Below are 12,145 nucleotides of genomic sequence, written 5' to 3'. Positions count from 1 at the left end.
CAAGAGCGATCGCGCACTTGTCTAATTCGCAGCCAACAAACCCGACATATTGAGCACTTTTTCTGACCAGATTTTTACCTGTTCGCTAACTTTTATTCGTTGCTGAACGTTCGATCGAATCTCAGCCCAAGAATACTGCCAGCAAGCTAACTGAACCTGCAACTCAACTAACTCAGCAGCTACTTCTATCTCTGTATCGGCAGCAGTCCATTCAATAAACAGCTTGCTTTCTTGCAGTAAATCTTTAATTATTTCGCCATGAGCTGTATTTTGACAGCGGGATTTGATTCGCGCTAAATTTGATGCTAAATTTCCCAGACGAACCGGCAGTTCGTCTCGCAAATAGCGTGACTTTAAAGCATTCCAATCTCTCATAACTCTCCTAATAGCCGTTGAACGATCTGAGCAACTCGATCTCGAATCATCGGATCTTGAATTTCCATCGACTGTGCTTGCCTCAAAAGCAATTGCTTGCCGAACAATACAACATTTTCTACTGGATTTAGGAACATCCAATTGATGCTTGATAAGTATCATTGTAGAATAAATTTAGTTATATTTATCCACAAATCGGTAAATTACTGTCATATGCTAAATATTCTATCAAATAAAATGATGCACTTTCTATCTCCCAATCCACCCATTCTAATGGGTTTTCACAAACACATCCTAGTCCAAATAAGCTGACAGTTTTACCAACATTACTCATTATTTGGTCAAGATTGCGCTGCTTTAACTCGATCGAGTTTATTTTTTAAACCGCGATCGCGATCGCAGCGCTGAAAATTTTTGGCGATCGTGCAATGAAACCGCTAATTCCACAAGACATCCTCAAGCTTTACTCAAAACACCGGACAGGTATTGACAGCCCGGGCTCCTTTTACTCTCCTTTGGAAACGGAAGTAATGATGAGAGCTAATCCGCCCCTTAAGCCTGAAATATTAACAGCTATTCCAACTATTTTGACCGATAAAAATCCAAAACCTCAGTTGCCAGCTACACTTAAAACTCCTTACCAACAGATCGATACTGCTTTCAATCTTGAAACAGCCCTTCAACCATTCCAACAAGCAAAAATTATCGGTATAGACTGCGAAACAACAGGGCTTGACCCCTACCAAGCCAAAATTAGATTGTTACAACTTGCCATTCCTGATCATCCAGTAATCATTGTAGATTTATGGGCAATTGAACCGAGTTCCCTCGAACCATTACGCTTGCTTCTAGCCAGTCCTGCACTCAAGGTAAGTCACAACCTCAAATTTGAATGGCAAATGCTCACTTTTGCCGGACTGGAACCATCCAAACCCTTTTTCGATACCTATTTGGCTTACCGAGTGCTGACGGCAGGACTAAAACGCCATTTGTCCCTAGATGCTGTCACTGAGAATTTGTTGAAAGTAAAGCTAGACAAAACGCAGCAAGTTAGCGATTGGTCGGCAAACTTAACACTCGCTCAACTGCAATATGCTGCTACCGATGCTGCAATTTTACTCCCGCTGGCTGCTGCTCTGCAACAAAAACTGAAAGCTTCTAAGCTATGGAAAACTGCTTTACTAGAGTTTGCTTGTCTGCCTGCGGTGGCTTCTATGGAACTCAACGGAATGCTTTTAGATAGAGAACAGTGGAGAGTTTTGGGAGTGAAGCTCTGCCACCAACGCGACTCTCTTTTAAAACAAATTAATTCGCAGCTTCATCGACCTAACCCTCACCAACAAATCTCTCTGCTGCCGGAATTTACGGATACAATTAATCCTCGCTCTCCCAAGCAAGTCTTAGCGGCTTTGCAAGAGAAAGGGATTCCTGTTACTTCCACTAACTCTCAACATTTAATTCCTTTGCAAAGCGAGTATCCCGTTATTCAAGCACTGTTAGAATATCGCAGTTTATCGGCTCGTATCGATACTTTTGCTTTGGTTTTACCTGAACGCATTCACCCGATTACAGGGCGCATTCATCCCAATTGGTTTCAGATTGGTGCTAGATCAGGACGGTTTAGTTGTCGAGAGCCAAATTTAACGAATATCCCCAGAGATAAGGAAACCCGACAGTGTTTTAAAGCTGCACCCGGTTACGTCCTGCTCAAAGCCGATTACAGCCAGATTTAACTGCGGATCATGGCGAAGGTTTCCGGCGATCGCACGATGGTAAAAGCATACTCTCAAGGGGAAGATTTGCACTCTCTCACAGCTTCCTTGGTGCTAGCAAAACCTTTATCTGAAATTACTCTCGAAGACAGACAGCTCGGCAAAATCATTAACTTCGGTTTAATTTATGGCATGGGAGCACAGAAATTTAAGAATATGGCTCAAGCAGAGCATGGAGTTACTTTAACGCTGCAACAAGCTTCACACTTTCGCAAGAAGTTTTTTGAATCCTACACAGGTATCAAACGATTTCACGTCCTAGTTCGGAGCGCATGGAGCCGAGGTACCCGAGAAAGTCGCACAGTCTTAGGCAGAAGGAGATTATGGTCAAAAGATACTAAACCGTTGCTTAATGAGATGCTAAATAACCCAATTCAAGGGATGAGCGCTGACATTACTAAACTCGCTCTTGCTCTACTTTTTCTGCCTCTGAGCAGCACTGGTGGTAAACTGATTTGTGTCGTTCACGATGAAATTTTAATAGAGTGTCCTATCGAAGAAGTAAAGCCCGTTAAAGCAATGCTTAAAAAATGTATGGTGAGAGCTGGGAATAAGTTCCTCTCTCCGATTCCTTGCGAGGTAGAAATTAAGGTGATGGAAAGTTGGGGAGGTTAGTGGGGAAAGATTGAGCAGCGGGCAGTAGCCGAAGAAGGGATGGGAGTGGAGGAGTGAGGAGTGGGGAAAGAAGTAATGAAGAACCACGCTTCTCGCCACTCCCTACTCCCTTTTTTCCGACTCCTACTCGATCCAGAAATAGGGTTTGCTGAATAATTGATCGCTTTCCCAAGAGTAGGAGCTCACGATATCTGAAAGCTCAGTTAAAAATAAGTCTTTTCTGTATCGAGTCACCCAATGATAATTATATATTATCTTCAACCGAAAAACAGACGTTCTTTTTCCAAATAGACATAAAAACATACAAAAAACCCGGCACCACCAGGAAGCATCGGTTCATTACCAAAAAAGTAATTGCAATAACTGTACCCGATGTATTATCGAGTTTAGCCATCACTCGATTCAGACCGAATCTTCGTTTTCCTTGCCCCAAATTTGCCCTCAATCGCATTTCTAATTCTTTCATCATATGCGGCTTGCTTCTTTTTTGCTTTACTCACATTTGCTGGGGTTTTCCTAGAGGTGGCCCACTAATTCTAATGCCTCTTTCTTTACACCATGCTCGGTTTTCTCTTGTACGGTAAATGCGATCGGCCTGAACGGACTCGGGATAATATCCTGTGTAAGGATTCAGGTCAAAAAAAACTTCAGTGGCGGCATCTGGTAAAATAAACGAATGAAAAAGCCCCTAGCCACCAGACAGAAAGAAAAAGCCCAAATCGAGCAGTTGAGCCAAGCTGAAGGAGTGGAAATGGTACTGGGGTTGCAAAAAATCATTGAAGAATTACAAGAAAAACTAGCTATTGCTACGGGCAAAAGTCGAACCACCAGTCAGACTTCATCGAAACCCCCATCAACGGCTCCGATCCAAAAACCAGATAAACCAACAGTTAAACCAGAAGCAGACCAAAAAAAGAAACCAGGCGGACAACCAGGTCTTGACGGGGAGAACCCGCAAAGGGTTTGGACGAGTAGACAGAACCGAAATTAGCTCACCCCACCTCTGTCTCAGGGGTTAAAGAATGGCTATGGACGGCTAGTGGAGAAGGATTCTGTTTGTTTTATGCGGCAGATACTTTTGTGACGTGTGGAAGTAGAAACCATGCTGGGTACAGAACTTGCAGGAGTCTTAAGCTCAGATGATTTCAGCGTTTATAATGTTGGGAAAGTTGCAGCCCAACAGAAGTGTCTGGCTCACTTACGACGGCATTTCAAGAAAGTGCTGGGACTTCCTGGCAACAATAATGCAGCAGTCGCTCAAATATTTCTGTCCTTAATAGATGAAGCTTTTATCGCCCATGAGTCGGGAGCGAAAGACAAAGGATCGACTGTTCTCGATCGCGGATTCATCCCTCCGATAGGCCGATCGCTTTTTAAATTTTGCGCTATAAATGGAAATTGCAACAGCATCAAGCACGCTCCGAACACAGCTTTAAGTTTTAGGAGAATTTTCATGGCAACGCAAAACCAATCTCAAACCTCACAGCAAAATTCAGCTAGCGACGATCGCCCTGAATCTCGGCAGCCGCTCCGCACTTCTGAAGATTGGGAAAAACCAGAGCTCGAAGAATTCGATTTGTGTTTGGAAGTCACCGCCTACATCTACAACCAGCAATAGCAAGAAATAACTATCATGCTTTTGTTGATAAAACACTCAATTCGGAGGATTGGGCTGGCAAGTGCTGCAATCACGATCGCAGCTTGTTCTGCCGCTCCCCCAAATACGGCTGCTGTTGCCCCTAATGTTGCCCCTACTGCTGCCCCTACTGCTGAAGCATCGCCCCTTCAAGCAGTATCTCCAAGCAGCACGGCTCGGGGGTTCAAGCAAGCGACGGTCGCGGAAGGGTTAGAACGCCCCTGGGGCATGGCATGGCTGCCCGATGGCAGTATGTTGATTTCGGAAAAAGCAGGGCGACTGCGGTTGCTGAAAAATGGGGTGTTGGAACCAACTCCGATCGCGGGCGTGCCCTCCGTGATGTCATCAGGCCAAGGTGGATTGATGGATGTTTCCATTCACCCTCGATTTGCCGAAAATCGATTTGTGTATCTGACTTACGCCTCGGGCACCCCCGATGCGAATCGGACTCGCATTGCCAGAGCGAGATTTGACGGCAAAGCTTTGCAGGATTTGCGCGTCATCTTCGAGGTGTCTCAAGTCAAGTCGGGTACGCAACATTTTGGCTCGCGCATCCTGTGGCTGCCGGATGGCACCATGTTAGTCGCGATCGGAGATGGCGGAAATCCACCGGTGCAGCTAGAAGGCGCTCTGATTCGGAAGCAAGCACAGAATTTAGGCAGCCGTCTGGGCAAAATAATGCGGTTAAACGATGATGGTTCAATTCCTCGCGATAATCCCTTCGCAACAAATGCCAATGCAGATCCGGCTATTTGGAGTTACGGACACCGCAATATTCAAGGGATAGCCTTCGATCCGGGAACAAAACGAGTTTGGGTAACGGAACACGGCGCGCGCGGCGGCGATGAATTGAATCTAGCTGAAGCGGGCAAAAACTATGGATGGCCGCTCGTCACCCACAGTCAGGAGTATGCAGGCGGTGAGATTTCACAGGAGCGATCGCGCCCCGGCATGGTAGATCCAAAAGTCGTTTGGACTCCGGCAACGGCTCCTTCTGGACTGGCATTTTATACTAGCGATCGTTTTCCTGCTTGGAGGGGCAATCTGTTTGCCGGGGGCTTAGTTTCTCAAGACGTGCGGCGGATCGAGCTCGATGCAGCAGGAAATGTCCTCCGCCAGGAAGAAATTAGCATCGGGCAGCGGGTGCGGGATGTGCGGCAAAGTCCAGATGGGTTGCTGTACGTTCTCACAGATGAGTCGAACGGTAAATTGATTCGGCTGGAACCGACTAATAACTGAGGTCGATTAATCAAACAGAATTCAGGAGTCAAAAGTCAGAATGAATTTAGGAGTCAGAATTCAGAATTAAATTCTGTAACAGGGGCGCATGAATAAATCGGTTCCGCGTTCCACACTAACAGGATTTACGCCTCAAGGAGTTTGACAAACTATTAGTAGCGGTAAGGTGCGCCACAAGCACCCTACATATAGAGCTGGTGCGTAAGTTCCGACCAAATTGAAAACTGGTGGTCTACAATTATTGGCAGGTCTAAATTTTTTACTAATGCATTCTGACTTCTGAATTCTTCTTGATTCTGACTTCTGAATTCTTCTTGATTCTGACTTCTGAATTCTTCTTGATTCTGGCTTCTGAATTCTTCTTGATTCTGGCTTCTGACTTCTGAATTCTGAATTCTTATTTTTAACGGATTTTGATAGATGATCGTGAGAATTTTGGGAGTAGCGGCGGGCGGGGGATTTCCCCAATGGAACTGTCATTGTCGGGGCTGTGAAGCGAGTCGATCGGGTCGGGCAACAGCGCTCACTCAATCATCGATCGCGATTCGATCGAACGGCGGGGATTGGTTTTTAATTAATGCTTCGCCGGACGTGCGCCAGCAAATTGAACTAATGAGAGCGCACAACTGTTTTGCTCCGCACAACTGGCGCTCGCTGCCTTTTGCTGGCATCATTTTAACGGATGCTGAAATCGACCATACGACTGGGTTGATGCTGTTGCGGGAATCATCGCATCCTTTAAAAATTTACAGTTCCGATCGAGTCAAATTCGCCCTGACAACCGGCTATCCATTATTTTCGACACTGCAAAATTATTGCGGTGTTGATTGGTCGCCTCTAGATGCTGCCATCTCGCTGGCATCCGATCTGGAAGTCGAGGCTTTTGCACTTTCGACAAAACCGCCGAAATATATGCAGAACGAAGATCGATCGCCGGATGAAGTTTGGGGCGTAGGATTGACAATTCGCGATCTCAGCACTGGTAAAACTCTAACTTATGCACCAGGATTGGCGGCGATCGACGAGACAGTGCAGCGCCGTTTAAATGCCAGCGATTGCATCGCGATCGACGGCACGTTTTGGACTGATGACGAACTTCCAGCCTTAGGTGTTGGAGCGCGATCGGCACTGCAAATGGGACATTTACCTTTATCGGGAGAGCGAGGCAGTTTGCGGCAGCTTGAAGGACTAACTGGGCCGCGCAAAATTCTAGTTCATATCAACAATACCAATCCAATTCTAATTCCAAATTCTTCTGAGCGACAAGCAGTTGAAAGTCAAGAGGTTGAAATTGGTTGTGATGGATTAATGTTTGATTTGTGATATGGCAATCATAAATGATTCATAAATTTTTTACCCCACCCCAGTCCCCTAAACTCGCTCTGAGGGAGTAAGAACTTCACAAATGATTTTCCGTAATGCAAGCCTTTTTTATTAAACCGAGCGAGCGGACGCGAGATATAGCAATCCTGAAAATATGCAATGATAAATTCATCACAAACTAGATCCGATCGAACCATCCAAGAATTATTGTCACCGATCGAATTCGAGAATTTGCTGCGCCAGCAACACCACCGCTACCACCACCTGCACCCGTTTCACCAACGCATGAATGCAGGAGAATTAACTCCAGAAGAAGTTCGGCGCTGGGTAATTAATCGCTTTTATTATCAACGCAATATTCCGCTTAAAGATGCTGCAATTTTATCGAATTGTTCCGATCGAGAAGTGCGGCGCGAGTGGATTCAACGCATTATCGACCATGACGGCCGGAATATCGATCGCGACGGTAGGGGTGCGGAAGCAGGAGGAATTGAAGCATGGTTGCGATTGGGTGAAGCGGTGGGACTGTCGCGCGATCGACTGTTGGACGATGGAAATGTTTTGCCCGGAGTGCGATATGCTGTCGATGCTTATGTCAATTTCTGCAAGACTAAACCTTGGATTGAAGCGATCGCATCTTCGCTGACAGAGTTGTTTGGGCCTGATGCAATTCGCGATCGATTGGTTGCGTTGGAAAAATACTATTCATGGATCGATCCGAGTGGATTTGATTATTTCCGAGTGCGATTGCATCAAGCCCCTCAAGATGCTCGCTACGCACTGAAATTAGTGGTGCAAAACTGTCAGACTGTTGAGATGCAACAGAAAGCTGTTCGGGCATTAATTTTCAAATGCGATCTATTGTGGAGCCAGCTTGAAGCAATCGAACGAGGAGACACTCGTCCCTCAGAAACATGAGGGGAGAGGGGGAGAGGGGAAGATTTTAGATTTTAGATTGGGGGAGTGGGAGATTGGGACAATTACTAACTGTCAACTATCAACTGTCAACTGTCAACTATCAACTGTCAACTATCTTGAAAACTAATGAATGGTAACAGTTATCCCTATCTTGCTTGTGGAGTGCGGCTGTTTTGGGATGAGATCAGGCAACAGCATTTTCTCTTGTTTCCCGAAGGCGCAGTCAAACTGAATAAAACGGCTTGGGCAATTTTAAAACTGTGCGATCGCCACCATACGACCGACGAGATTATTGCAGAATTATCCGCGCAGTTTGCTAGCCCCAATGTAGAAGCAGATGTCCGCCAACTAATCGCTCAAATTTCGCAGCGAGGTTTTTTAAATGAATGAAATTGCGCTACCTTTTAGTTTGGTTGCAGAGTTAACCTATCGCTGTCCTTTGCGCTGTCCCTACTGCTCGAATCCGATAAATTGGAGCGATAATTCTTACCAGCAAGAACTCCTGACAGAGGATTGGTTGCGAGTAATCCGGCAAGCTCGAAAGTTGGGTATTTTGCAGTTGGGGCTGACTGGTGGAGAACCTTTGCTGCGCAAAGACTTAGAAATATTGGTCGAAACCGCGGCCGAGTTAGGACTTTACACGACATTAGTTACGGCCGGAACTTTACTCACAAAAGAACGGGCTGCAAATTTAAAAAAAATGGGTTTAGATCACGTTCAAATTAGCATTCAAGATAGCCTCCCGGCGCAGTCCGATCGCATTGCCGGAGCGCGATCGTTCGACCAAAAAATCGCTGCGTCTCAACTGGTAAAAGAGTTAGGTTTGCCGCTAACATTGAACTTTGTTTTACACCGTCAGAATCTGGATCGCCTTGAGGAAATGCTATCGCTGGCCGAGATGTTGCAAGCCGATCGCGTTGAATTAGCAAACACTCAATACTACGGTTGGGCGCTGCACAATCGGGATGCTTTATTGCCGACTCGCGAACAGTTAGCCCGCGCGGAACAAGTGGTGAAAGCAGCTCAACAAAGGCGCAAAATTCCGATGGGAATTCTCTATGTTATTCCAGATTACTACGCTCAATATCCCAAACCTTGCATGGGCGGTTGGGGGAATCGGACGTTAATTATTACTCCCAATGGCGACGGTTTACCGTGCCAAGCGGCAATGGCAATTCCCGATATTGAGTTTGGCAATATTCGCGATCGCGCGCTTGATTGGATTTGGTTTGAGTCTGCGGGAATGAATCGATTTCGCGGCACGAATTGGATGCCGGAACCTTGTCAGAGTTGCGATCGTAAAACCTTGGATTGGGGTGGTTGTCGCTGTCAAGCATTTCTGTTAACCCAAGATGCACGGGCTACCGATCCTGTTTGCCATCTTTCACCGCAACACTCTCAAATTCGATCGGTGTTAGATAGATTGTCCGTGCACAAAGAAGATTTTGTCTACCGCGATCGATCGGCAGGAACAAAAGGATTTAATTAAAAAGGGACAATCTGGAATTGCAACCTCTATTAATCTAATTTTAAACAGAATGGCGATCGCCATTCTTCCACCGCTTAAACAATTCCGGCGTCACCAACTTTTGCGAAAAACAGATGTCCCCCAAACTATCAACAATCCAAAAATAATCAACCGCAGATATCTCAAAAATTGTGCCAACCAAACCGCCAATTCCTTAATAGTAGCCAATCAGCCATCTCCGAATCAAACATGGATAGATTTGAATTTTAGCTAGCAATGCTGCAAAAAGGAGCAGAGGAACTAGAGAAAAAAATAGCTAACTTTAATACAATTGAGGGATATTGTTGGCGGCTGCTTGGCGAACATCCGAGTTTGCGGGTTTATCATTTGGTTGTGGAAGTCGAAGGAGATTGAAGGGAATTGATAGCTATATCACACCGATGTATTGTATCCCACAATGGTTTTAAGCAATAGCGAGATAAATGCATCCGAAGTAATAAGAGTAAGATGCGAAGACTTCTCTTGTTTGCACCGCACCATCTAATGCGGCACAAATCTTGGAATTGATTTTCGGTGCTAATAAAACCCTGCTATTGCTGTCGCTCGTACACTCAAGTTTTCTCGTAAGCAGGTGCCCGATACTCGAATAATTCTTGCTCTGCCGCCGCAAATTTAGACCCATCCCTCCCAGAAGCATGCCGAGCAAAGGACGCTTTGTTGCGAATCCCTTGGATATCTTCAGAAGAACGCTCAGACGATAGCACAAACTGAGTTCTCTGATAACGCAGATCGGCCAATTCAATTTTACCCGGTCGCCCTTCACAATAGGCTCGTTCAGCACAGCGCTTTACTGCGATCGCAATTTCAGCACTCGTTGCTCCGGCATAATCAGATAGTAATGAATACCACTGCCTGTCGCTCCAAAGGTTCTCTTTTCTTTCCCCAAACTGCTCTGGGAAATACTTAGCTAAGTGCAAATTGAAAATCTCATAGCGAGCGCCGCTGTGTGGCAAATCCACAAACCAGATTCCGCCGTCGTCAAATCTGCGGATAAGTTCAGCCGGCAGCATTTCTAAGCGGTTAACAGTAGCTAACATTAACACGGGGCTCTCATGTTGTTTGAGTCGAAGGGGAGTATTATCTCCCGCTCCTCTCAGTTAGATCCGGACGTGCGCCTTTCGGTGCATCCGGCTCCCGATGTTCTTAGCTTTCGCTTTTGCTCATGTGGATGTAATCGTGGCAGCTTTCGTGGATAGCTAGAAGGTTATATTTCTGCCAATTTTTATGGTTTCCATCGACATGATGGAGGTGTACCTTCTCGCCACTAAGCATTTTTAAGCCGCAATGACCACATGAATGGTTTTGCTTTTTGAGAGCTTTAGAGGTTTCGCTATCATAGAGCTTGCTGTTACGTTCGCTCCAGTAAGCAATATCTCCGTCGTGGGGTGATTTCTCCCCTTTGACATTGATATGTTTGTTTTCGGAGTGCGGAACCGTTGGGAACGCTTTATCCAGCAATTTCTTGCTGGTATGGCGATTCTGCTTTGATTCCTTATTGAATACCCTGTAAGCCCTTGCTTGGATGTGATATAGCGAGTTTCTTGACCCGTCCATCTTGCAAAAGCGGTGGTAATTCCTCCAGCCTCTAACTACAGGGGCTAATTTCTCAGCCTTTGTGGTAGCACCATAATTCGAGTTGTTGACGATGTGTTTTACTTTCTGACGAAAAGCTTTGAAATTATCCACTGAAGGAACGCATCTGAACTTTCCGTTACTTTGCACTTTGAAGTGCCAGCCAAGAAAATCAAACCCATCTGTCGTAGCGGTTAGCTTGGTTTTCTTTTCATTAATCTTCATCCCCCTTTCTGCTAGAAACTGGCTTATTTGCTCAAGTATTGCCACTGCATCGTCTTTGGGCTTGAGAATGAACACCATGTCATCTGCGTATCGCACAGACTGGTGGATGTCCTCTATGCCATTGAGTGCAATGTTAGCTAGTAGGGGACTCACCACCCCCCCTTGCGGGGTTCCCTGTTCAGGGAATTCTGGGTTGACTCCTGCTTTAAGGCATCGGTATATTCCGAGTTTTATACCCTTTGGAGCAATGAGTCGTTCCATTATGGATTTGTGAGCAATCCTATCGAAGCATTTTTCGATATCGAGTTCAATGACTCGTTTTTCTATTCCGTTGCAGGCGGATCGTAGGTTATTGAACAAGATTTTCTGAGCGTCATGTGTCGCCCTACCTGTTCTGAACCCGTAACTCCTGGCGTGGAAAGTTGCCTCATGTGCTGGTTCTAAGGCAAGCTTGACGAGACATTGCCAAGCTCTATCCCCAATGGTAGGCACTTTTAGGAGGCGAGTTGTCCCGTCCTTCTTTGGTATGGGTATTTCCCGTAGTTTCTGGTGTTTCCAGTTGCTACTTTTGGCTCTAAGTTCATTGCTCAGATTCAGCCTTTCCTCATGGTTGAGTGAGGCTTTACCGTCTATACCTGCCGTTCTTTTCCCAGCATTTAGCTGCGTTACCTGGCGTATTGCCAGCATCCTGGCGGCGGTTGACTTGAGAATCAACCTCTGAAGGGACATAGCTTTGCGCTTGTCGCCAACTTGAATCGCTTTGTACACTCGTTTTTGTAGGCGGAATAAGTTCTTCTGAAATTTCTTCCAGGGGAGGGTCTTCCAAGATTCACTAGCATTACTGCTGTGTCTAATCATGCTCTGCTCCAACTTGTGTATTCTGAACACCTCAGACCAATTACGGTCTGTCCTACCCGATTCAAGGGGATTCCGACTCTCGTC

The 12,145-nt window shown here is 45.8% G+C and carries 13 protein-coding genes and 3 pseudogenes; 10 read left to right on the top strand and 6 right to left on the bottom strand.

Annotated features, from left to right (window positions below; genetic code table 11):
- Positions 1-21: 21 nt before the first annotated feature.
- Positions 22-375, bottom strand: coding sequence for a hypothetical protein (locus tag QUA74_RS22865; protein ID WP_333333769.1), 354 nt, complete (start codon positions 373-375; stop codon positions 22-24).
- Complete coding sequence (locus QUA74_RS22860) at positions 372-512, bottom strand: hypothetical protein (protein ID WP_333333767.1); 141 nt, start codon at positions 510-512, stop codon at positions 372-374. Before QUA74_RS22860 ends, QUA74_RS22865 begins: the two co-directional genes overlap by 4 nt.
- A 291-nt stretch (positions 513-803) precedes the next feature.
- Here QUA74_RS22860 and QUA74_RS22855 point away from each other — a divergent pair.
- Positions 804-2,762 (top strand): annotated as a pseudogene (locus QUA74_RS22855) (bifunctional 3'-5' exonuclease/DNA polymerase).
- A gap of 244 nt (positions 2,763-3,006) precedes the next feature.
- On the opposite strand, the pseudogene QUA74_RS22850 reads toward QUA74_RS22855, so the two are convergent.
- Positions 3,007-3,303, bottom strand: a pseudogene (locus tag QUA74_RS22850) (transposase).
- 135 nt (positions 3,304-3,438) lie between these two features.
- Between QUA74_RS22850 and QUA74_RS22845 the strand changes: the two are divergent.
- The 8 genes and pseudogenes from QUA74_RS22845 (at position 3,439) to pqqE (ending at position 9,367) form a co-directional block, all read left to right on the top strand.
- Entirely contained in the window at positions 3,439-3,753 is a 315-nt protein-coding gene (locus QUA74_RS22845) for a DUF6444 domain-containing protein (protein ID WP_333333765.1), read from the top strand.
- A 5-nt stretch (positions 3,754-3,758) separates the two neighbouring features.
- A pseudogene (locus QUA74_RS29945) lies at positions 3,759-4,053 on the top strand (IS66 family transposase); the annotation flags it as partial.
- A gap of 162 nt (positions 4,054-4,215) precedes the next feature.
- Complete coding sequence (gene pqqA / locus QUA74_RS29940; RefSeq protein WP_445302165.1) at positions 4,216-4,380, top strand: pyrroloquinoline quinone precursor peptide PqqA; 165 nt, start codon at positions 4,216-4,218, stop codon at positions 4,378-4,380.
- Positions 4,381-4,395: 15 nt separating this feature from the next.
- Entirely contained in the window at positions 4,396-5,637 is a 1,242-nt protein-coding gene (locus QUA74_RS22835; protein WP_333333761.1) for a PQQ-dependent sugar dehydrogenase, read from the top strand.
- A gap of 420 nt (positions 5,638-6,057) precedes the next feature.
- The gene (gene pqqB / locus QUA74_RS22830; protein WP_333333760.1) at positions 6,058-6,960 is read left to right on the top strand and encodes a pyrroloquinoline quinone biosynthesis protein PqqB; all 903 of its coding nucleotides are present in this window, start codon (positions 6,058-6,060) and stop codon (positions 6,958-6,960) included.
- 159 nt (positions 6,961-7,119) lie between these two features.
- Positions 7,120-7,878: a pyrroloquinoline-quinone synthase PqqC gene (gene pqqC / locus QUA74_RS22825; protein ID WP_333333759.1), complete on the top strand. Its 759-nt coding sequence runs from the start codon at positions 7,120-7,122 to the stop codon at positions 7,876-7,878.
- 126 nt (positions 7,879-8,004) lie between these two features.
- Positions 8,005-8,268, top strand: a complete 264-nt coding sequence (pqqD, locus tag QUA74_RS22820) for a pyrroloquinoline quinone biosynthesis peptide chaperone PqqD (protein WP_333058621.1) — start codon at positions 8,005-8,007, stop codon at positions 8,266-8,268.
- Positions 8,261-9,367: a pyrroloquinoline quinone biosynthesis protein PqqE gene (gene pqqE, locus QUA74_RS22815; protein WP_333333757.1), complete on the top strand. Its 1,107-nt coding sequence runs from the start codon at positions 8,261-8,263 to the stop codon at positions 9,365-9,367. The genes pqqD and pqqE overlap by 8 nt, the downstream gene beginning before the upstream one ends.
- A 40-nt stretch (positions 9,368-9,407) precedes the next feature.
- On the opposite strand, the gene QUA74_RS22810 is transcribed toward pqqE, so the two are convergent.
- Positions 9,408-9,548, bottom strand: a complete 141-nt coding sequence (locus tag QUA74_RS22810; RefSeq protein WP_333333755.1) for a hypothetical protein — start codon at positions 9,546-9,548, stop codon at positions 9,408-9,410.
- A gap of 74 nt (positions 9,549-9,622) precedes the next feature.
- On the opposite strand from QUA74_RS22810, the gene QUA74_RS22805 reads away from it, so the two are divergent.
- Positions 9,623-9,760 (top strand): hypothetical protein, encoded by a 138-nt coding sequence (locus QUA74_RS22805; protein WP_333333753.1) that lies wholly within the window; start codon positions 9,623-9,625, stop codon positions 9,758-9,760.
- A 197-nt stretch (positions 9,761-9,957) separates the two neighbouring features.
- On the opposite strand, the gene QUA74_RS22800 is transcribed toward QUA74_RS22805, so the two are convergent.
- Both QUA74_RS22800 and QUA74_RS22795 read right to left on the bottom strand, forming a co-directional pair.
- Positions 9,958-10,449 carry a hypothetical protein gene (locus QUA74_RS22800; protein WP_333333752.1) on the bottom strand — a complete coding sequence of 164 codons (492 nt, stop codon included), beginning with the start codon at positions 10,447-10,449 and terminating at the stop codon, positions 9,958-9,960.
- A gap of 100 nt (positions 10,450-10,549) precedes the next feature.
- Positions 10,550-12,061: a reverse transcriptase domain-containing protein gene (locus QUA74_RS22795; RefSeq protein ID WP_333333751.1), complete on the bottom strand. Its 1,512-nt coding sequence runs from the start codon at positions 12,059-12,061 to the stop codon at positions 10,550-10,552.
- Positions 12,062-12,145: the final 84 nt, after the last annotated feature.

Origin of the sequence: Microcoleus sp. LAD1_D3, from assembly GCF_036702135.1 — a bacterium.
Lineage (GTDB): Bacteria > Cyanobacteriota > Cyanobacteriia > Cyanobacteriales > Microcoleaceae > Microcoleus.
This window is presented reverse-complemented; position numbering and strand designations above follow the sequence as displayed.